This is a genomic window from Roseiconus nitratireducens (genome assembly GCF_008629675.1).
Classification (GTDB): Bacteria; Planctomycetota; Planctomycetia; order Pirellulales; family Pirellulaceae; genus Stieleria; species Stieleria nitratireducens.
This window is the reverse complement of sequence record NZ_VWOX01000001.1, coordinates 567,223-589,257: the sequence shown is the minus strand read 5'-3', so window position 1 is coordinate 589,257 and position 22,035 is coordinate 567,223. Positions and strand designations below refer to the sequence as shown.

The following is a 22,035-nucleotide window of genomic DNA, read 5'->3' as shown; positions in this document are numbered from 1 at the left end:
GAGTGACTTCCCGCGCTATTCGCGTTGCTGACGCAACTTCCGCCGGTGATGTCGGTGCGTTCGAAACGCATCCAATGCGGCCAACACCAATATCACCATCAAGGTGATCGTGACGATCGACCACGCGGCCACGAAGACCAAGCCCACGCCCGCGAACGTGGCGACCGCGATCAGCGCGCCACACAAGCCGATCAAGATGTTGACCAGCCGGCGAGACTTCTTCCGCTGCGCCAGGTACTCTTGATCGTCTTTGCCAGTGAAAGAATCATGCGGCCAGCCGTGATTTTCCGTCCATTGCAGCCAGAATGCAAAAAACAGCAACGTCCCTGCCAACAACAGACCCCCTGCAAACATTTCATCTCCCTCCCGACTGCGCGTCGTCCGAATCGCTGTGAGACAGCAGCCACCGGTGGGCCACCCACACGACCGCGGCGATCGATTCACCACTGCAATTGGCGGGCACGTCCTGTTCGGTGTGCCAGTAGGAAGGCGCGCCGATCCCGGGACGCGGATAATCAAAGTCGATCACATCGATGGTCGGAATCCCGGCGATCTCGTTCAGCGGTAAATGGTCGTCGCGAATCGTGTGACGCGATCGCATCACAAAAGCCCGCACTCCCAGATCACGAGCGGTCATCCAGAACGATCGAGCCACATCCTTGGCGTATCGCAGGCTGTTGGCTTCGTAGTAGATCTTCAATTCCTTGTCGCCGATCATGTCGAACAGAACACCGGCGCGATAGCCCGTCGCCGGCGGATTCTGTTTGTATTGATCGGCGAAATACGTCGATCCCAGGAAATAGCGGTCCCGGCGTTCTTGCCAGACAAATTCTTCACCATCAAACAGCACCAAATCGACACCCAGATCCGGCGGCAGGTCCTGGAATTGATTGGCCAGTTCCATCAGCCCGGCCACACCGCTGGCGCCGTCGTTGGCTCCCAGGAACGTCCCACGTTTGTTTTGCGGATCCCGGTCGGGAAACGGCCGTGTGTCGTAGTGGGCGCAAAACAAGAATCGTTGTTCGCGGTCAGGAAACCAAGACGCGATCAGATTGGTCATGGTCACCGGAGTCCCATCGTTCGGGTTCCGCGTCTCGAAGGATTGACGCTTCACCTCGGCACCTCGCTCCCGAAAGAAGGCCTCCAACAAATCCTGTTGGCGTTGCATGGCCGCGGTGCCCGAAGGACGTGGTCCCAGGTCGCACAACTGTTTCAGGTACGACATCGCGCGGTCCGGGTCGTACTGCGCCGGGATCGCACCTTGGGACGGACTCTGCACCGTCACGCCGCGGTTGAAAACCCCGGAAGCGAACGCGATCCACATCAATCCGGCCACAATCAGCCCGACCGACAGGGCCAGGATGGCAACGGACTGCGGTCGCCCGCTGCGCGGCCGATCGGATGCGGACGGATAGCCCTGGTCCGATTGGGGGACCGCCGCCGAAACCGGATGGGCCGTACGCGATCTCGGAGACCTGGTGGAGGCGTCGGCAGAAGTTTTGACCATTGAAAAATTCGGATGGTTCACGATCGGCGGTTGCGGCACAGCCCCGATTGTAAGGGGACGACCGGATCGCCGGCTAGCTGGACGGTGACACTTTGCGTGAACCGCGTGGTGCTGGGATCTGCCTGGAAACCAGCAAACCCCCGTGGCTGGCATTGCGATTGCGCTGGAACGCCACGCTCTGGCGAGCGTAGCTACAGGTTTTCAGACACGGCCTAGCCGCGTCAGAAAAGACGGTTCATCCCATTGAGCGCTGCGACGCGGTAGGCTTCGGCCATCGTGGGGTAGTTGAACGTGGTTTCGGTGAAGTACTCCAGATTGTGACACTTTGAATTCATCACCGACTGTCCGATGTGAATGATTTCGGAAGCGTTGGCGCCAAAGCAGTGCACGCCCAAAACTTCCAACGTGTCACGGTGAAACAGGATCTTCAACATGCCGACGGTGGCACCAATGATCTGCGCCCGAGCCAGACTCTTGAATTGGCTTTGGCCGACTTCGTAAGGGACGCAGGCGGCGGTCAATTCGCGTTCCGTTTTCCCGACCGAGCTGATTTCGGGGCTGGTGTAGATGCCGGTCGGAATGTCATTGATGCGCAGGTTTCCGTCTTTGCGTCCCAGGATGTGCATTCCGGCGGCGCGACCTTGCGTGTAGGCGGCGCTGGCCAGCGACGGGTACCCGATCACATCACCGACGGCGTAGATGTGCGACTTGGCGGTTTGAAACTTCTCGTCGACTTCCAACTGGCCGCGGCCGTTGGGTTCCAAACCGACGTTTTCCAATCCCAGGTCATCGGTGTTTCCGGTGCGGCCGTTGGCCCACAGCAGGATGTCGGTCTTGAGCTGTTTTCCGCTTTTGAGATGCAGCACGACGCCGTCGTCATGGCCTTCGATGCGGTCGACCGATTCGTTGTGACGAATGACCACTCCCTGGTCGCGGAGGTGGTAGGACAGGGCATCGACGATTTCGTCGTCCAAGAATTCCAGCAAACTGCTGCGGGTATTCACCAGATTCACCTTGATGCCCAGATTCCGAAACATCGAGGCATATTCCACGCCGACGACACCGGCGCCATAGATGGTGATCGAGCTCGGTTTCTCCTCCAACTGCAGAATGGTATCGCTGTCGAAGATACGTGGATGCGCAAAATCCACGTCGCTGGGATGGTAGGGTCGCGCGCCGGTCGCGATCACGAAACTGCGGCTGCGAATCCGTTCCCCTTCGTCGATCGAGATCGTGTTCTCATCGACAAACCTTGCCTGGCCGCTGATGATGGGCACGTTGTTGCGGTCGTAAAATGACTGCCGCATCGACACCTGTTTTCCGATGATCGCTTCGGTGCCGCGGCGCAGTTGCTCCATCGTCGGGCTGGCGTGAATGCCCAATTCTCGAAAGACCGGGTTCTTCAGCACGTTCATCGTGCTGGTGATGGTGTACCGCAGGGCCTTGCTGGGGATGGTGCCCCAATGGGTGCACCCGCCGCCGATCTGACGGTATCTTTCCGCGACGCCGACCCGCAGCCCGCCTTTGCATGCCTGCATCGCCGCCCCCTCACCCCCCGGGCCGGTACCGATCACGAACAGGTCAAAATCAAAGTCCTCGTTGCTCATTTTCTGTCGCTTATTGGTTCGAAATTCCGATTCGTCCGAGCTTGTTTTACGATGTTGATCGCCGGTGTCCAATCCGATGTGTCTCACGCCGACCCTGAAGCCAACGTCGCCCGCGTCCTCCGTTGGATGCGGCTGGCGTCACAATTGGGGCCACAATCGCGAGGGTCGATCGATCCTCCCGAACGTTCGGATTCCGAACAGGAACTGCCAGATTCTTCCGCCCGCCAATCGGCCGATTTGGTCGTGTTTCCCGAATGCATGCTAACCGGCTACGCCTTCGATCGCCGCGAAGATGCGATGGAAGTGGCCTTGCCGATCGACTCGCAGCATTTTTCCACGCTGTCCGAGGCGGCAAAACGCTATGACCAGTTCGTCACGCTCGGCTTTGTCGAACGCGATGGAGACCGACTGTACAACTCCGCTGCAATGCTCGGACCGCAGGGAATCGTCGGCTGCTACCGAAAAATTCATCTGCCGCATTTGGGGGTGGACCGTTTCGTCACCCGCGGCGACCGACCCTACCAAACCTACGTCGCCAGCGCGGGGGAGGGAGAAATCGCGAACATCGGACTGGGAATCTGTTACGACGCGTCGTTTCCCGAGCCGATGCGCGTCCTTGGGCTATTGGGGGCCGACGTGATCGCTTTGGGAACGAATTGGCCCGCCGCCGCCTCGCACACCGCTGAAATCGTCCCTCCGGCACGCAGCATGGAAAACCATCTTTATTTCGTGGCGGCCAACCGTGTCGGCTGGGACAACGAGTTTTCGTTTTGCGGGAAGAGCAAAATCTGCGGGCCTGATGGCGTGATCCTGGCTCGGGCCGAAGATGACCGAGAAACGCTGTTGTACGCGGATGTCGACTTGGCGATCGCCCGCAACAAACGCATCGAGCGCACACCGGGTGCCCACGTGATCGATCGATTCGCCGATCGACGCCCGCAGTTCTACGGCAGAATCACCGAGGGCTTCGGCAGCGGAAACGCGTGACGCCCAACGACGACCGAGCGATCGTGTTCGCGATCGACGCAGCCCGATCCCCATCCATCAACGCACTTCAATGTTGATCGGGCTCAACCGGTAAATGCCACTGGAAAACACCTGCTCGGCCCAGTTGTCGAATCGTTCGATCGGCTTGTCAGGCACGATCACGACGTCGCCATCTCGCAACCAGATTTCGTCGGCCGGCGTGGGTCGCTTTCCCAGGACCGCGCCTTGCAGATCCAACATCGTGGACACCAGACGCCAGTCCTCCGCGCGGCGAAAGATGACGACCTGCCGCATGTTCCCACCGGGCAGGTGGCCGCCGGCCCGCGCGATCGCCCCCAGCACGGTCGTGGGGCCGTCCAACTGAATGCGGTTCGGTGACCGCACCTGACCAAGGACATGCACGAAGTGGTCCGCCTGCCGGATCAGCACGGGTTCGGTTTCCAGCCCCACGACCCATTCTCGATAACGAAGGTTGATCTCCTTCTTCAATTCCGCCAAGGAGAACCCTTGGACGCAAACACCGCCGATCCCCGGCAACCGAATCTCGCCGTCGGGCATCACGGTGACGGTAAGCGCTTGCGGTTGCAGACCGCTGGCGCCGCCGACCGCGTTGCGAATATCCTCGGCCAATGTATTCGTCTTCACCGGCGTGACGTCGATGGACGGATCGTCGTAGAGTTTCTTGTAGCGGGCTTCCAGCAGTTGACGCAGTTGGGCGATCGTCAATCCGGCGGCCGGAATCTGACCGAGCAGTCGGACCGTGATGGTCCCGTCGGGTTGCACCGCCAGCCCGCGCTCCAGCGTGCCCCGTGTCAGGTCCTGGTCGGCGATCGATTCGATCAGCACCTCATCACCCGGCATCAACCGGTACTCGCCGACATCCTGCCGTCGCGTGATCAGGTAAATGATTTGCAACTGGTCACCGGGCCGCAGCCGATATTCCCCCAGATGCGCGAACCGGGATGGTCCCGCGTAGCCACCCGGACCGTAAGCGTCAAACGCCGCGGGCCGCATATCGCTCCAGCGTCCTTCACGTCCGCACAGGTCGGCACAATCCACCGCCCGCATGCATTTGACGCACCCCGATTGCCCTGGAGACCCGCAAGACGGATGGTGACAGTCGCAAGTCGAACCAACCGGCACAGCGGGTGAAACCAGCGGACCTCGCGGAGTCAATGGAGACGCAACGGACGGAAACGACGGCACCCGTTCCTGACCGGCGGCGGTCCGGCTTGTCGCTCCGACGACCAGCAACGCAACGACCAACGCCATTTCGGCGGCCTTCGTTCGTGCGTCCAACCGAAAGTCCATGGCGACGATTCAGGATGAATGAAGTGGGTTACAAGCAGTCACTTGGCCGAGTTCCAGTTCGCTTTCGCGGCATGGGCTCTGCCGATTGCGACACGCTTACCAATTTCGAATTCGATTGAAGAAGCGTTTGATACCCGAAGGTTCCGTGGCTTCGGGAGTTTCGCTCGAAGTGTCTGTCGCCGATGGCGATGCAACTTCCGAATGTTCGGTCTTCGGCGTCGGCTTTCGGAAGCTGGCAAACCACGCGCGGGTGGAACCGCCCGGTTCGTCGGAGTTTTCTTCGCCGCGATTCACATCCACCGGTGTCGACGTGTCGGCCGTTTGCGCCGGGGCTCCGCCGGCCGCGTGCACTCCGGCATTCACCGCCGGAGAAATCGATGCGAACTCGGACGGCGACAACTCGAACACTTCGGTAGCCCGCTGTTGCGACGGCGTCGCCGAGGCACCCGCCGAAGCGGTGCCCGCTGCCAGCTCGGTATTCCGCGACCGCTGCGTGACATCGGCCAAGGCTTTGGCAACTTCCGGGCTGGCCGACAGCTTCATTGCATGCTGCAACGTGCGCGTCGCCTCCTCATCCAACCCCATGTCGGCCAATTGCATTCCCAAGCGAGACGCCAGGCTCGCATTGCCGGGCTGCCCCTGCAGCGCGGCGCGACGCAGACACAATGCGGTCTCGACCGCCAGCGTTTTGGAATCGTTGCGGCCCAGTTGGACGGCGGCGATCAAGTCCATCGCCTGCGCCGCTTGGACCCGGCGGATGGCCAGCGGGACCAATTGACCACGGGCGTAGTCCAAATAGGCATCCACCGCCGCGGCGGCGGTAACGTCCGCCAGCGTCTGCTCTGAAAAGACGGGCGTTTGATGCGAAACGACGATCGCCCGGATCTGCCGAGGATCGATCACTTGTCCCGCCGCGGCAAAGTCGCGTGCTTCGCGGATGGCGGTGCGGGCCTCGGTGACGTGACCGGAGGCCCAGCCGGCGGGCAACGCCGACGGCGGATTCTTGGCTTCGCGAAGCGAAACATCGATTCCCGTGGCAATCATCTGCAAGGCGCGCCAAGCGGAATCTTCCGCCGAAGCCCAGGCCGCCACGGAGTATTCGCGATACGCATCATCCAACAACTCGGCAGCCCGCTTGATGCAGGTGTCCTCGGTCACCGACTGCAGCCAAGGATCGCCCATCGCTGAATCGTGGGGGGCGGTCGGACGCATCGTTGCTGGGCCCCGGTGGGCAACGGCTTCGACCGGCGTGCCATGACGAGACGACGCAGCCGCGGTGACGGCATTCGGAATGCTGGACCGACTGTTGACGTGCGTGTAGGGATTCGCGTGAACGCGTCCCACGTCGGGAACATGCGGCTTGACGGGGGACACCGTCAATTTGGCCCTGCCACTGGGACGGACCGATCCGTCCCGATCGTCCGGCGCCACGCCGGATTCAGCGGGCGTCGATGCCGTCGGTTGCGCGGGAGTCGTTGACCGGGCGCTTGTCCGAACCGGCGGCAACCGGCGAAACCCTTTCGCCATCGGCGTGTCGGAACTCGTTTGCGATGCCTGGTCATTTCGCGACAGAGGCGTCTCGGCGGCGACCGCCGTCGCCGGCACGGAACCGCACACCAGGATCACGGCCAACAACCGCAAACGTCTCCGGGTCCGGTCCAGGTGTGAAACTCGCTGATTGCGTTTCATGAATACGGCTTCCCTGCAATGAATCCTGGACGAGCAACCGAAATCGCCTTGTTTGGATGTGGCGTTCCGACGCCCGTTAGATCGGACAGGTCATGACGATGATTCCTGCCATTCCGCCCCGCCACAATTGTTGCCAGCGGTCCCTGGCGGTTGATCCCGCACAACCCGCACAGACCGCCAAAGAATCAGACCGCCAAAGAATTTACGTGCGTCGACGGGAAGACGGCCGGGGGCGTTTGCACGTTGATTTCAACGGGCGCCGCGGCGGATCACGCCAGAAGCAGAAGATGCGGACACGCCGGCAAGTGCTTCACCGCAAGGGTGTCGGTCGACCGAAATGGAACCCCTGCGCCAGATCAAACCCCATCCGACGACATGTTTCCGCTTCGCCGGGGGTTTCGATCCCTTCGGCGAGCGCCCGAATCTCCAATTCTTCCACCATCTTCACCAGGGTCTCCAGCATCCTCTGCCGGCTGGCGTCGGCCTGATCGATCCCGTGGATGAGCGAAATATCGAATTTGACGTAATCCGGTTTTGCGGCGATCAGCTCGCCAAGTCTGGCTTGGCCGGCCCCGAAGTCGTCAAACGCCAGCTCGATCCCCAATGCTTTGACCGCCCCGGACAGTTCCTTCATGACCGCCCCGTTGGTGACGCTGGCCTCGTGAATCTCCAACACCAACTCCGTCTGCCCGGACATTTCTCGGACGGCTTTCAGGGAATCGATCAGCCGTCGGAGATCCTGCAGCTCCTTCGGGTGCGTGTTGACGAAACATTTCGGACGGCCGGGGAGGTCGCGTCCGATCCGGATCCCTTCCCACCGCAACAATTCGCTCAGTTCGATTTCCAGATTCAGCTGACTGGCGGCCGTGAACATCGCTGAAACGGATTCCAGTCCGAACACGCTGCCACGTCCCAGGATTTCATGTCCCACGGTGTTGCCCGTGTGAATATCGACGATGACCTGAAAGTGGGGACGCACCAGCTTTTCGCTCATCATTCGGTCGAATTGCACCAGCGCCAGAGCTTCGTCACAGACGTTGCGCGCGATGGTCCCTGGCGATTGCGCGGTGGGTGACTGACGCAACAAGCGAAACGGAGCTTCGGCGAAGTGAATCAAGTCTTCCTGCTGGACCGCGACCTCGCCGGAAATCCGTTCCCCGTTGACATAGGTCCCGTTGGTGCTGTTAAGGTCGCGCAGGAACAATCCGCCGTCGCGCTGCGACAGCACGGCATGGTTTCCGCTGACCGTCTTGAACTGCAGCCGCAACGAGCTGCCGGAATTGCGTCCGACGGTAAACAGGGGTTCGTCGATTGCCAAATGGCGCAAAGAATCGCGCGGTTGCAAGGCGCCCGAGAGAAACCACACGTCGGCGCCGACCGCTTCGCCGGATGGCAGCGAATCAGTGACCGAGTTGTCCGTCGAGCTCATGATGGATCAGGGATGGCGTGCGTTGATGGGGGAATCGCGAACACGACGATTGCCCGCCGCCGCATCCGATGTCCAACAGAAATGTAGGTTGCGAATTCCCCCCCGCCGGATACGGAGGGGATTTTTCTCACCCGGCCGGTGTCACATTTTGTCACCGCAACCCGTTCGCCGGCGAAAGCTCACCGCCGAACGTCTCCCCCCGCATGGCACCCGGCAGGCTAATTGCGAGCTAGCTTTCATCGTCACGCGTCCTGGCCCGCGACGGCTCTGCCCCGCACGCCAGATCGTTGCCAACCCAATCATTCACCCAATCGTCATGACCACTGCGATTCACGAAACACAGGCCGTCGATACCGGACTGCTCAGCAGCCTGTTGACCGACGACACGTTCTGGCCGGCCGAAACGCAGGATCTTGCTGAAACGGGGCTCAGCGATTCTTTCGTTGAAGGACTGGTGCTTAAGACGGTGCTTAGCATCGGAACCCTCAGCGGAAGGAACCTGTCCGAGCAATTGGGGCTGCCGTTCAAGGTGATCGACCCGCTGCTGGATGTGATGCGGACCCGAAAACTGATCGCCCACGTCCGCCCGGCTCCGTTTAACGACTACTACTACTCGTTGACCGAACTGGGCCAACAACGCGCCGTCGCCCAGATGAAGCAATGTTCCTACGTGGGGCCCGCACCGGTTCCATTGTCCGACTACGTCTTAAGCGTGGAGGCGCAAGCGGCCGGATTGGAAGCCGTCACCCATGAACAGTTGCAGCAGGCGTTAACGGGAATCTCGTACCAGGAGGACTTACTGGATTCTCTCGGTCCGGCGATCAACAGCAACACCGGACTGTTCCTGTTCGGCGAGCCGGGCAACGGCAAAACGACGATCGCCAAATGCCTGACCCACTGCCTGGGGCAAGAAGTGTGGATTCCGCACGCGATCCTCGATGACGGCAATCTAATCAAGCTGAAGGACGACGCCTACCATCGTCCCTCACCTGTCCCCAAAACGGAATCGAAAATCCTCAAGGCCCAGCAATGGGACCGGCGATGGATCCGTATTCAGCGGCCCACCGTGATGGTCGGCGGGGAATTGGTGATGGAAAACCTGGAAGTCCGCCACGACGCCCGCAGCAACATCTGCGAAGCACCGTTGCAAATGAAAAGCAATTGCGGGTGTCTGCTGATCGACGATTTCGGACGCCAGCGAATCCAACCGGAAGCCTTGCTCAATCGCTGGATCGTTCCGCTGGAGAGCCACTGTGATTTCCTGACGTTGCCGACCGGAAAGAAGATTCAGATCCCCTTCGAGCAGCTGCTGATCTTTTCCACCAACCTGGATCCCAACGATTTGGTCGACGAAGCGTTCCTGCGACGCGTCCCGTACAAGATCTTCGTCGGTGATCCCAATCCCGACGAATACCGCCAGCTGATGAAGACCGTCGCCGAGCAGATGGGGTTTCCCCCCACGCCGGAAGCCGCCGAGTACCTGCTGGCCTTCTACGAACAACAAGACCGCCCGCCGCGACGCTGCCACCCCCGCGACCTGCTGAAACAGGTTGAAAGCTTTTGCCGCTACCGGCAGCAGCCGTTGGCGATTCGCCCGGATTTTTTGGAACGTGCCTGCCGCAGTTATTTCAGCCGGCTGTAGCGGAGGCATTCAGGTAATGACGTCAACCCAATCACAAAGAATCCAGGCTGGCTACGAACCGATCGATGGTTACATCCTGGAAAAGCGGCTCGGTCGCGGCGGCTACGGCGAAGTCTGGCTTGCCGAAGCGCCCGGCGGACTGAAGAAAGCGGTCAAGTTCGTTTTTGGCCAGCACGATGAACGACGTGCGACGCAGGAATTCAAATCGCTGGAACGGATCAAACGCGTCAACCATCCGTTCATCCTGACCCTGGAACGCTTCGAACTGGTTCAAGATCGCCTGGTCATCGTGACCGAACTGGCCGACGGTTCATTGGACGACGTCTTCCGCCGGTACCGCGAATCCGGTTCCTGCGGAATTCCGCGCGAAGAACTGCTGGGGTACCTCCGCGACGCCGCCGACGCGCTGGACTACCTGCACCAGTTGTACAAGCTTCAACACCTGGACATCAAACCGGCCAACCTGCTGATCGTGGGTCGACACGTGAAGGTCGCGGACTTCGGACTCCTGAAGGACCTGGGCGAGGTGGAGTCCAGTTTGATCAATGGGCTGACACCGATTTACGCACCGCCGGAAGTGTTCGATGGCCGCCCCAGTCTGCACAGCGACCAATACAGTCTGGCGGTCATGTTCCAGGAACTGCTGACCGGCTCCCGGCCGTTCAGCGGTCGCTCGCTGGCGCAGCTGGCCACACAGCATGTTCACAATGCGCCCAACTTGAACCCCCTGCCGCCTTCGGATCGCCCCTGCGTCGCGCGGGCGTTAGAAAAGTCGCCGGATCGGAGGTTCCATAGCTGCACCGAGTTTGTCGAAAAACTGTTCAACCCGCACCGTGCCGATCGCGAGCGTGATCGGGCGAACGCCAATCGTCCGCCCGAACCGGTCTTCTATCCGGTGGAGAACCTTCCCGATCTGGCCGCGGGTGCCCCGTCCAAATCGTCGGTCGACCAGACGCACGCCCTGGTGATCGGGCTGGGCGGCACCGGATCCGATTGCCTGCACCGCTTGCGAAGTCGCGTCGAAGAACTCGGCGCCGACTCGCCCCTCGTTCTCCATAGCGTCCTGATTGACACCGATCGCTTGTCGATTCAATCGGCCGAAATGATCGAGGCGACGCCTCAAGCACCGCGGAGCCATGTCCTGCACACCGCCTTGCGACAACCCAGCGAATATCGAGACTCAGGCACGTCGCGGCTGAAGACCATTTCTCGTCGATGGATCTACAACGTTCCCAGGAACCATGCGACCGGTGGAATGCGTCCGCTGGGTCGATTGGCGGCGGTCGATCACGGACCGCAGTTGTTGCAATTGCTGAGCGACGCGATCAGCGAACTTGGTCAGTCCCCCTCGCCCCGCAAGGTCTACGTCGTCGGCTCGCTCAGCGGGGGATCCGGAAGCGGCATGTACGTCGACGTCGTGCACCTGCTGCGGCACCTGCTCGATGAGTCCCGAATGGAGGACCAATGCGTGCTGTCGCTGCTGACGACAAATCGATTTCAGGGGGATCCGGCGCGTCCGCTGGCGCTGCACACCACGAAATCCGGCCTGATGGAAATCAACCACTTCCTTGCTCCGGGGAACGGATACCCGGGTGACGCGGGAGCCGGATGGCCGGCCGTCCCCGCCGCTCGCACGCCGCTGGGAGACGCCTACCTGATCACCCCGTCGGACCAACCCGGCGCAACCAACGTGATCGAAAGCGCGGTCAACTACGTCTGGGCCGACGCAACACTGTGCGGCGACTGGCTTCAACAAACCAGGGAGAGCGACCCGCGGGAATCCCAGGGACCACCGTGCATTCGATCACTCGGAATCGTGCCCATCGGAGACTCCGATGACAGCGAGATTGAACAGCTGGCGTCGGTTGCAAGTGAATCCGTTTTGATCGGATGGATCGGCGACAACACCAACATCGACGACGCGGTCCGGGCTTTCGTCCACCACGTGGAGGAACGATGCCAGAACGCGGCCGACGCCACTGTCGAATCGATCGAAGCATCGCTCGGATCGGGACGTGACCAACAGCGTGGCCGTTTGCGGAATGGATTGAAGTCGTTGGACTCCGACCAACTGGCGGACGCCGACGCGATTTGCCGCCACCTGGCCGCTGTCCTGGATGCCAACGCTGTTTCCCGTGACGCGAACGACCCGACGTCCACCTTTCGGCAACGGATCAAGCATGAAGTCACGTTGTGGCTGCACAACGGCCGATTGGACCTGGCGTCCGCGCGTCGCGCCGTGGAGTTGCTGCGCGAAGAACTCCGCCACATCGCCGAAGAATTGCTGCTCAGTAGTGAAACGGCAATCCTGCAAGTCAAGAAGATTTGGTGCCAGCGACGCAGCGAAGGGGGTCCGCGTTACGCACTGCTGGGTCGTCGTCGGGCACGCTCCGTCCACAACCTGTTGCGTGACGCCTGTGACCTCGGCGAACAACTGCTTTCGCCGGTCGCCTACCAAGTGGCAGCCGCGCGAATGAAATTCCTCGCCCAGCAGCTCCGCCGGCTGGAAAATGAGATCGCCGCCGGTTCAGCAATCCTGGAGCAGGCGTTGAAGTGGCAGCAGCAGGGCGCCCGCTGGACGACCGCCCGCTGGGGATCGATGGACCAAGCAAAACGCCAATGCCTTGCCGCAGCCATCAAACGGCTGCACTCCGATCACGCGTTGACGCTGCTGGCAGCTTCGCTGGAAGATGGAACACCGCAGGCCTGCGAAGAACAGTCGCGGCGGGTCTTGGATGTACTGACCGAATCGTCCATCGGCGTGGCCGGCGAACTGTTGCAACCGACGGCTGAAACTGCCCCATCCGAATCGACGGCCAGCCCGGAAGACACGACGTCACTGAATCATCGATCGACGGAGCATCGCAGCGGGTCGGATGCCGACGCGGACTCGCCCCACAGCGACGCACGGACCACCGACTCGACGTCTGTCAGTTCCACGCGTTCTTGGTCCTCGTCGGTCACGATCATCACCAGCTTGGAGGCCGCGTTGGCGGCCGCGAGGCCCTCGCTGCTGGATTGCGGCGGAAAGCAACGTCGTTTGCTGGTTTGCCGCAGCGAAGCAGAGAAGCAGCGTCTGATGTCGCAGCTTGACGAACCGACCCGCGCCGGGATCACCTGCATCGTCGCAACGACGTCGCTGCCGTTGTTGATTCACGAGGCGCAGCGGATCGAAGTGTCCCGGCTGATTTCCTGGCTGGACTCGATCACCGGCGACGACGGAAGCATCAGCGGGCGGTTGATCTCACGTTGCGACCTGGATCTTTCGCCACCCTGAGCCTGGCTGACATCAACACTGCGGAAATCAACGCTGCGGCAATCAACACTGCGGCAACCGAATCGTGAACGCGGTTCCCACGCCGACGCTACTTTCGACGCGGATCTTCCCGTGGTGCGCGTCGACGATCTCCTTGCAAGCGGCAAGCCCCAAGCCGGTCCCGCCTTTACCGGAATCATCCGGTCCGCTTTTGGTGGAGAAAAACGGGTCAAAGATTCGTGGCAACGTCTCCGCGGGGATTCCGGATCCGTTATCGCGAATCACCAAGTCCACAAAACCGGTCTCCTCGCTGTTGCGAAGCCGAACCGTCAATTCGCCCCCATCGGGCATCGCCTGACGGGCGTTGATCAGCAGGTTCAATAGCACCCGTTGGATCTGATTGCCGCTGGCGTTGACCTTGGAGGTCGCCGGATCGATCTCGGTCGCAACGTTGATCCGATACTTGTTCATCTCGCGTTCCAGCAGAACCAACGTGTCACGGACGATCTCGCCCAGATCGGTCGGCTCCAGCGATTCGCTGCGGTTCCTGGCCTGGGCCAGGATGGTCCCCGTGATCTTTGCCGCGCGTTCAGAAGCCTCCAGGATCTTCCCGAGCGCTTTGTCACGCGTCGCGGCGTCCTGATTGCGAATCCCCAGCCTGGCGTAGTTGATGATGGTCATCAACACGTTATTGAATTCGTGCGTCGCCGTGCTGGTCAGTTCTCCCAGTGCCGCCATCGATTGACTTCGACGCAGCTGCATTTTCAGTTGCTGGACGGCTTGCGAATCGTCTCCCATCGGGCTGCCACCCGCCGGTGGGAGCTCCCCCACGCGGTTTCTCGTCGTGGAAATGCTCGCGGACGAATTGGGGGAATCAGACGAGTTGGCAGACGTATGCATCGATTTCCTTCAGCACGTTGGTGGGTGACCGAAACGGTGTCACGCCGTGATTTCCTGGGGTGAGCGACCGATCCGTCGCGTCGCAGCGTCCTGACAGCGGGTGCGTCTCACTGTTGGCCTATCGTCGGTTTGAGCAACTTTGCTACACCCGCGATGGCTCGGTTGGCAAAGCTTGCCAGTGCTGCGTCCGCCCCGCACAACCGTCAAAGTCCCCGAGGGCGACTTTTTCGATTCTTTACTGAACGATTCTGCTCAAGCCCAAGAGTGCCTCGATGGGAACAACATCGGATGGTTCACGCGACTCGGAACAGCCGAATGTCGCCCAGCGGTTGCGGCAACGCTTGAACGAGGCCAAGGCTTTGGGGTTTGAGGTCCGATCTGAATTGTTCGACGGCGAAAACGCGAACTGGTGCATCCTGGGCGGAAAGAAGGTGTTGTTTCTGGATCTGGCCGCATCGACCAGCGAACAATTGCAACAGATCGAAGACGCCCTGCAGGATTATTCGCTCCAACGAGCCGCCTAGTGGACACACGTTCGATGTGGCTACCGTCGCCAGACGGTGGCACCGCCGCATCGTCCACGCTCTGGCGAACCTGCCAACCCGCCCCCTCGAGACGATTACCTTTGGCACCCCCGGGACGCGGGCAACCGGGCCGACGCGGGCAACCGGGCCGACGCGGGCAACCGGGCCGACGCGGTCGACCGGGACGCGGGCGATTTTCGCAACCGGATCTCACGGGATGATCCGACGCTACAATGCGTTGCCGACGGTTGACCTTGATCAGCCGACCTGTTTTTTCGCGCGCACCATGCCGGGCACCGAGGATGTTTTTTCAGCGAATGAGTTTGTCCGCCGCGGGGTCATTTAGCCGCCGGCTAGGAACCGGATTGCGCGCCGGAGCCGATGTGGTGCGGCTGCTCGAGGCCGAGTCCAAACACGGGTCTCCCCGCGAACGCGAAGCTTTCAGCCACGTCGCCGAAGAAGTCAAGGCGGGGGAAGAGATCAGCGAGGCGATGAGTCGACGCCCACGCTTCTTCCCACGATTGATGATTTCCCTGACACGGGTGGGCGAGTCCACCGGCAAATTGGAGAAGACCTTTTTGACCCTGGCTACGCACTACGAGCACCAGGTCCAACTGAGGCGTCAATTTGTCTCTTCGATCATCTGGCCTTCGATTCAGCTGGTGGTCGGGCTGGGGGTGATTTCCCTGTTCATCTACCTGATGGGGATTCTGAGACCGGCAGGCGGCGGGCAGATGGAAGACATGCTGGGATTCGGACTCCGCGGCGGGAGCGGCGTCCTGGTGTTTTGGGGCTACATCGCCGCAGTCGCTGCCATCCTCTGGGCCATGTATTTCGCGTTCACTCGAAACATTGGCGGGATCCAGAACATCCTGCCGGTGATCTACCTGATTCCCAAACTGGGGCCTTCCTTTCAAACGATCACGCTGTCGCGATTCACTCGGACCCTGGCATTGGCGTTGGGTTCCGGTTTGGACCCGATCCGGAGCGTGCGATTGAGTCTGGACAGCACCGATAGCGACTACTACCGCAGTGGAGGCGATGCGTTCGAGTCCGCGATCCGAGATCGCGGCGCGACGCTAGCCGAAGGACTTCAATCCACGAATCTGTTCCCGGAACCGTTTCTGCATTTGGTCGAAGTCGCCGAACTATCCGGCACCGAGAGCGAATCGATCGATCACTTGGCCGACGAGTACGAAGAACAATCGAAATCGGCGATGAGAACGCTTTCGGGGTTGGCCACTGCCGGCGTCTGGCTGATTGTGGCCGGGACCTTGATCTTCTTGATCCTGCGGCTCGCGATGAAGATCTTTGGCGCTTACAACGAAGCGTTGCAACAGATCTGACCGATGACGCCACCGCCAACCGGACGGTGCTGCCGCTTTGGGCATCGAACCTTCCGCTCAGGGCATGTCACCGAAAGCCGTGTCACGGGCGGCGCGTCACGGGAGCGGCGTCGACCGACGGTTTACCGCCCTCGGGCCACTCCGACGGGATCAGGCGGATATCGCCGTCGCCGCCCGGCGTCGCCACCCGCAGCGAATCGCGGACATAGTTGTGGCACTCCACGCACAAACTGGTCATGTGCAGATACGTGAAGGTCGCCCCCTGATGATTGCCTTCCTGGGCAAGCTGCTCCAACTGGTTGCAGTGGCGACGAAACTCGGCACTGAAGTGTTCATACACCGCATCGCGAGCCCTCGGCCATTCCGCGGCCTCGCTAATCAATTTCATCTCGTGAGCCCCCTGGGCGATGGCGGCAAAGTCCGCCCGCACCAGCCCCTCCAATACGCGTTGGGAACGCTTCAGCTTTGAACGCATCAGCACCCCTTCGGCGTGTTCAATCGGACTGACGGGCGGATCCGCGGCGAGCATTTTGAACGAGACCAAGCTCACCGAAACAAACACAACCACCAACGCAACTTTCATTTTCTTCGGCCTCATGCCATCGAGGTTCGCCAGGGAGCGAAAACCGCGTTGTTCCCCAAAACAACGCCGCGCGGCAAGACCGATTGAGTTGATTTCTGATCGCGGCTCGCGGAACACCCAAAAACGTGCCAATTCGCACGCGATCGCCCCATTCGACCAGCCTTTAAACCGCCAGGCGCGCGGTTGGGGACGGCAGCCATTGAAAACCGCGAAGCTTGACCAAGCGTCGCAGCTGCGCTTTGGCGACGGTCGTCAAGGTGCATTCATGCGCTCAGATCCGTCGTCGGGCAAAGCCTGACCTATTAAATCGCCCCACAAGAGCAGGGCGGCTCATTCCTAGAACAACCCTTCGTCGAGCACCGCCAGGAGGCCTTCATCGGTCATCCTTTCCGAAGCTTCTTTGCCAATTCCGTCGACCGGCGCGGAAAGCCAGTCCGAACCGATCGATTCCGATTCCGCCGAGGCGGACGGTTGCTGACGGCCGAGCATGTTGATCACCCACAGGGCATCGATCGGTGAAACCTCACCATCACCGGAGACATCATAGGAGTACGAAGCGTGGATGGATCCGGCAGACTCACCGGACGCCCCGCCGCTGCCGCCGAGCAGGTTGATGACCGCCAACGCATCGGACGGGGAAGTCGATCCGTCGTGGTTGACATCCGACGGTGACGACGAGTTTTGGAAAGGCTCCTGAAAGCTCGACGATGAGGTGGCGAACGTGGTTTGAGTCGACGAAGTGGAACTGAGTGTCGCGGTTGATTCCACTTCGATCTGGAAGAACGTTCCCGTGACTTGGAACTCGCCAAAGTTGTAGCGGTCATTCCATTGATTGGCAAAGTATTGCAGGTCACCATCAACGTAACCGGCATCGACTCCTGAAACCGTCTCCTGAACGCCGACCAACGACTGAATCGTGTCCTGCCCGTAATCAATCGATGCGAGCAATCGATCGCCGTCCGTGATCGTGAATTCGATCCAGTCGACGTTGTTGTTGTAGTACCACGTGCCTCCTTCATTTCGCACGGCCAGGAAGTGGTCGCTGTTGTCCGACAGAACCGGATTCAGCGGGAACCGCTCATGGACCGATTGCACGCTGTACATCAAATACCCGGTCCCGGTGGTCTTGTCGTCCACACCCAACCCTTTTCCCGGCGGATCAACGCTGACGGTCACCAACGTCGTGGTCGGTTCTTCGGGCGTCGTCGGATCTTCCGGATTCGTGGGGTCTTCCGGATTCGTGGGATCGCTGGTCGATTCCGCGGTGACACTGAAATAGGTCCCGGTGACTTCAAACTCGTAACGGTTGTACTTTCCGTTCCACTGATCCGGGAAGAATTGCAAATCGCCGTCGTCGTAGCCGAGATCAATTCCCTCGAAGACATCCGATTGTCCCAGCAGAGAATTGATTTCCGACGTCGCGAACTGAATGTCGGCAATCAATCGGTCCCCGCTGGCGGGCGTGAAATTGAACCAGGAGGTGTTGTTGTTGTACTGCCACGCACCGTCGTTGAAACGAACGACAATCAGGTAGAGGGCCCCGTCAGGCTCGGGTGAATTGGCGGCGAATCGGTCGTACACCGACGTCGCGCTGTACATCATGAATCCGCTGCCGGTGTTCTTGTCGGAAACTTCCACGCCACGATTCAAGGGCGCAACGGGATAAATGACCACGGGATCAGGGTCACCGCCGGGATCCCCGCCGGGGTCTCCACCCGGATCCCCACCAGGGTCGCCGCCGGGGTCGGTCACCGTTCCGGTGCGGTACTCCGTTCCGCTGACGTAGTACTCACCTTTGTTGTATTTCTCGTTCCACGTGTCCTGGAAAAACTGCAGGTCGCCGCTGACGTAGCCCAATTCGATGCCGCCAATGGTGTCGGAGGCGCCGGCCAGATCGACGACGGTCCGTGTCTCGAATTCCACCGCGGCAATCAATCGATCGCCCGGTTCGGGCTGAAAATTGCGCCAGGCCAGGTTGTCGTTGTACTGCCAGATTCCGTTCTGATAGCGGACGGCAACCAACTGATCCGCACCGCCGGCAACCGGCGGATACTGGCTGAACCGTTCGAACACCGAACGTCGACTGTGCATCAGGTAGCCCGGCCCGGCGGTGGCGTCATCGACCTGAATGCCCTTGCCGGGATCTCCCAACGGAACAATCTCCCCGGTGTCGCCTCCGGTTGTTGTGATGGAGAGTGTCGCCAATCGCGTCGACGGGTTTCCGGCAACGTCCGTCACCGTTGCTTCAATCGCGTAGTCACCGGCGGCAAACGACGAACCGCTAAGATCAAGCTGCCAGCTCCCCGCGGAGTTGCTGGTCAGCAGGGACGAACTGCCCAACAGATAGTCCACACCGTTGAAGCGAACGTTGAACGACGGATTCGTGTTGTCCCAGGTCCCCACCAGGATCGGGGACGTATCGTCGGTCGTCAGATCGCCGAGCGTCGCGTCATCTTGCAACACCCCGTCAATGGTTGGAGCGGCCGGCCCGGTCAGATCAATGATCAACGTTTGCGTCGCGGCGACATTCGCACCATTGCCGGTGCTGGCGGTCGCCCGAACAAGGTACTGCCCTTCGACCAGTGACAAAGCCGAAACATCCAGAGACCAGACGCCGTTGTTGATGGACAACTCGGCGGATGCGTCGTCGTATGGAACCCCATCCAATTCGACGACCAGGGACTCTCCGGCAAACGTCCCGTCGATCGTTGTGACCGGTTGCGATGTGATGAAGTCGCCCGCGACGCCCGTGTCAGGAGAAACCGAATCGATGCTGACGCTGACCGGGGTGCAGTCGTGGGGCAGAGCCACCAGGGGAGAGTTGTCGGCAACCAGATTTCCCTCGACCGCGTGCTCCTGACCTACGAAGGTCGGGAACATCGACGCGTAGCGGTACTGCGCCGTGCTGCCGGAACGAATCACCGTGGGTTGATAGATCCCACGGGTGTATTCTCCGCCGATGATCCAGAACGGTGCGGGCCGGTTATGAAAGATGTTCAGGTACTCACCGGTCTGGTCGTTGACGATTGCGTCGCGGACCGTCAGTCCCACGTTCCACGGCGACTCGCTGGAGACATCGGTGATGTTGGTGGGATTGCGTTCGTAGGTTCCCCCGACACGAACGATCTTCACGCTCTCGTGCACCGTGGAGCCTTGAGAGTTCCACAACAGATCCCGACCGTTGTCGGCCGCCAGCACAAACGCTTCCAAGACCTCCATGGGTTGGCCGTTGGCGTTGGTGTAACTGAAACCATCGCCGGCATTGTCACGAGCGATTGATTGATAAACGACAACGTCGGTCGTATCGAAGACGTTCAATCCGTCCAAACGGGTCGAATTGGTGAATTCGGTATCGACGATGGTCAACCGGTCAGAATTACGGACGTCCAGGGCGATGTCACCGCCGGAAAACGTCATGCCCTCGATGTAGGCTTCGTTTCCGCGAAGCTGTGCCGCAAAACGATTCAATCCCTGATGCGTGACCACCGTGTTGCCGATTCCTTGACCGATGATGTTGAATCGGAACCCGACGTTGCCGACGTCTCCCCAAGTGTACGTTCCGCTTGCGACTCGGATTTCGGCGGTGTTGGTGCCCGTCGCATCGATGGCACTGAATGCCTCGGGGATGTCGCGGAACGCGGTTCCAGGCGTCAAACCGTTCCCACCGCCGGGTGCCAGGCGGTCGACGTAAAACACTTGGCTGGTGGCCACCTTTCGAGCCTGCAGATCAATGTCGAGCAGGCCTTCCCCCGCCGCATTGATCGTGACATGCCCCAGCCTGCTAATCGGCTGGCCGTCGGGCCCGATCAAATCGTATTCCAAGGCCACGTCGCAGACGTCGATGATCTTCACGACCTGGCTATCGCTGGTCTCGTTGCCCGTCGAGTCGATGCTGGTTGCCACGACCGAGTACTCGCCCAATGGCAGCGCGGTCGCGGAAAGATCCAGCGTCCACTGATCGCCGTTGTGGGTCAGTTCGTTCGAGGCGAGCGTGTAAGACGTGCCGTCAAAGACGACTTCCAGATCCGCGATCTCGTTGTAGGTCCCTGTCAGCACGACTGTCGTATCGCTGGTGACAAAATCGCCGACGATCCCGGCATCCTGGCTGAGGCTGTCGATCGAAACGCCAATCATCTCAATCGCCCGCACCTCCGTCGCGACGCTGCCGCCCGGCACGCTCGCGGAGGCGGTCACATCGACGGTGCCGATCGGCAGCGGAAAGTCGGTCAGATCCAGCGTCCAACCACCCTGGCCGTCGGAAGACAATTGCGAGCTTGATCCGAGTGAATACTCCACGCCCGCCACGGATACCGCCAGATCACTGGCCTGCGAATAGGTCCCGTGAATCGACAATTCCCGATCGCGGGTGATGAAATCTCCGTTGACCCGCGTGTCAAAAGTAATCGATTCGATGCCAACGTCCGGCGGCGACGGATCGATCGTGATCGACCTTTGATCCAACACTTCGCCCGCCGCACCCGAAACGGTTACCAATTGAGTGCCGGCCGCAATCGGGTTGGCGGCAGAGCCGATGTTCAACGTCCAACGATCTCCGACGAAGGACAATGCATCGTCCGACGCCGCGTCGTAGACCGTTTGGCCCACCTGGACTTTCAGGGGTGTCCCCAACGCAGCCTTTCCGGAAAGCGTCAGCGTGGTTGCACTGGTGACCAGGTCGCGCTGTCCGGTGTCCGGCGTGATCGACACCAGCGCGCCGCAGGATTGATAATTGGTTTCGAAGGACGTGCCTTCGACAAAGAATTCTCCCAGGTTGAATTCTCCGTCGCCCTGGTTGGGCGTCACGTCAAAATCGGAATTCGCATACCCCAGGCTGATGCCATCGATCGTACCGACGCTGCAGACCAACGTTTCGGCGGTGTCGGAATCGAAGTTCAATTCCGCCAGCAATCGATCGTTGGCGGCCGGTGAAAAGTCGTACCAGTAAAAGTTGTCGTTGTACTGCCACTGCCCGTTCACATTCCGTGTCGCAATCAAGTGATCGCTGTTCCAGCCGATCGGGCTGCGGTCGAATCGGCTCTGAACGTTCGCCTGGCTGTACATCAGGAAGCCGCTGCCGGTAGCGGCATCGGCAACTCCCACACCTCGTCCGAGATCTCCCAACGAAAACGTCGTCAGCAGACGACGACGCTCCAAAGATTCCGCCCGTGGCCGACGAAACAGTTGAGATCTGCGTTGCGACGCTCGAGAACGTGCTTTCAAAAAATCTTGACGCCGGATCATCAAGTTTGACCTA

Annotated in this window: 14 protein-coding genes; 5 read left to right on the top strand and 9 right to left on the bottom strand. The window is 60.5% G+C overall.

Annotated features, from left to right (window positions below; translation table 11 throughout):
- Positions 1–15: 15 nt before the first annotated feature.
- The 3 genes from FYK55_RS01935 to sthA form a co-directional block, all read right to left on the bottom strand.
- Positions 16–354, bottom strand: a complete 339-nt coding sequence (locus FYK55_RS01935; protein WP_150074299.1) for an EscU/YscU/HrcU family type III secretion system export apparatus switch protein — start codon at positions 352–354, stop codon at positions 16–18.
- A 1-nt stretch (position 355) separates the two neighbouring features.
- Entirely contained in the window at positions 356–1,507 is a 1,152-nt protein-coding gene (locus tag FYK55_RS01930; RefSeq protein ID WP_390621699.1) for a M28 family peptidase, read from the bottom strand.
- Positions 1,508–1,728: 221 nt separating this feature from the next.
- On the bottom strand, positions 1,729–3,114 hold the full coding sequence (gene sthA, locus FYK55_RS01925) for a Si-specific NAD(P)(+) transhydrogenase (RefSeq protein ID WP_150074298.1): 1,386 nt from the start codon (positions 3,112–3,114) through the stop codon (positions 1,729–1,731).
- Between the two features lie 51 nt (positions 3,115–3,165).
- Between sthA and FYK55_RS01920 the strand changes: the two genes are divergently transcribed.
- Positions 3,166–4,101, top strand: coding sequence for a carbon-nitrogen hydrolase family protein (locus tag FYK55_RS01920; RefSeq protein WP_150074297.1), 936 nt, complete (start codon positions 3,166–3,168; stop codon positions 4,099–4,101).
- Between the two features lie 57 nt (positions 4,102–4,158).
- Here the strand turns inward: FYK55_RS01920 and FYK55_RS01915 are convergent, their stop codons facing one another.
- The 3 genes from FYK55_RS01915 to FYK55_RS01905 all read right to left on the bottom strand — a co-directional run bounded on the left by FYK55_RS01915 (position 4,159) and on the right by FYK55_RS01905 (position 8,530).
- Positions 4,159–5,412 carry a polysaccharide biosynthesis/export family protein gene (locus tag FYK55_RS01915; RefSeq protein WP_235908349.1) on the bottom strand — a complete coding sequence of 418 codons (1,254 nt, stop codon included), beginning with the start codon at positions 5,410–5,412 and terminating at the stop codon, positions 4,159–4,161.
- A 96-nt stretch (positions 5,413–5,508) separates the two neighbouring features.
- Complete coding sequence (locus FYK55_RS01910) at positions 5,509–7,101, bottom strand: hypothetical protein (RefSeq protein WP_150074296.1); 1,593 nt, start codon at positions 7,099–7,101, stop codon at positions 5,509–5,511.
- 310 nt (positions 7,102–7,411) lie between these two features.
- Complete coding sequence (locus tag FYK55_RS01905; protein ID WP_150074295.1) at positions 7,412–8,530, bottom strand: EAL domain-containing protein; 1,119 nt, start codon at positions 8,528–8,530, stop codon at positions 7,412–7,414.
- A 316-nt stretch (positions 8,531–8,846) separates the two neighbouring features.
- Here FYK55_RS01905 and FYK55_RS01900 point away from each other — a divergent pair, with 316 nt between their 5' ends.
- Together FYK55_RS01900 and FYK55_RS01895 are read left to right on the top strand one after the other, a co-directional pair.
- Positions 8,847–10,172: an AAA family ATPase gene (locus tag FYK55_RS01900; RefSeq protein ID WP_150074294.1), complete on the top strand. Its 1,326-nt coding sequence runs from the start codon at positions 8,847–8,849 to the stop codon at positions 10,170–10,172.
- 16 nt (positions 10,173–10,188) lie between these two features.
- On the top strand, positions 10,189–13,449 hold the full coding sequence (locus FYK55_RS01895; RefSeq protein WP_150074293.1) for a protein kinase domain-containing protein: 3,261 nt from the start codon (positions 10,189–10,191) through the stop codon (positions 13,447–13,449).
- Positions 13,450–13,491: 42 nt separating this feature from the next.
- Here FYK55_RS01895 and FYK55_RS01890 read toward each other — a convergent pair whose 3' ends face one another.
- A complete protein-coding gene (locus tag FYK55_RS01890) occupies positions 13,492–14,226 on the bottom strand; it encodes a sensor histidine kinase (RefSeq protein WP_150074615.1) in 735 nt (244 codons plus the stop codon).
- 374 nt (positions 14,227–14,600) lie between these two features.
- On the opposite strand from FYK55_RS01890, the gene FYK55_RS01885 reads away from it, so the two are divergent.
- Both FYK55_RS01885 and FYK55_RS01875 read left to right on the top strand, forming a co-directional pair.
- On the top strand, positions 14,601–14,852 hold the full coding sequence (locus tag FYK55_RS01885) for a hypothetical protein (protein ID WP_150074292.1): 252 nt from the start codon (positions 14,601–14,603) through the stop codon (positions 14,850–14,852).
- 317 nt (positions 14,853–15,169) lie between these two features.
- On the top strand, positions 15,170–16,198 hold the full coding sequence (locus tag FYK55_RS01875) for a type II secretion system F family protein (protein WP_235908348.1): 1,029 nt from the start codon (positions 15,170–15,172) through the stop codon (positions 16,196–16,198).
- Between the two features lie 82 nt (positions 16,199–16,280).
- On the opposite strand, the gene FYK55_RS01870 is transcribed toward FYK55_RS01875, so the two are convergent.
- Both FYK55_RS01870 and FYK55_RS01865 read right to left on the bottom strand, forming a co-directional pair.
- Positions 16,281–16,796 (bottom strand): hypothetical protein, encoded by a 516-nt coding sequence (locus tag FYK55_RS01870; RefSeq protein WP_161604255.1) that lies wholly within the window; start codon positions 16,794–16,796, stop codon positions 16,281–16,283.
- A gap of 321 nt (positions 16,797–17,117) precedes the next feature.
- Complete coding sequence (locus FYK55_RS01865; protein WP_150074288.1) at positions 17,118–21,935, bottom strand: dockerin type I domain-containing protein; 4,818 nt, start codon at positions 21,933–21,935, stop codon at positions 17,118–17,120.
- Positions 21,936–22,035 lie beyond the last annotated feature (100 nt).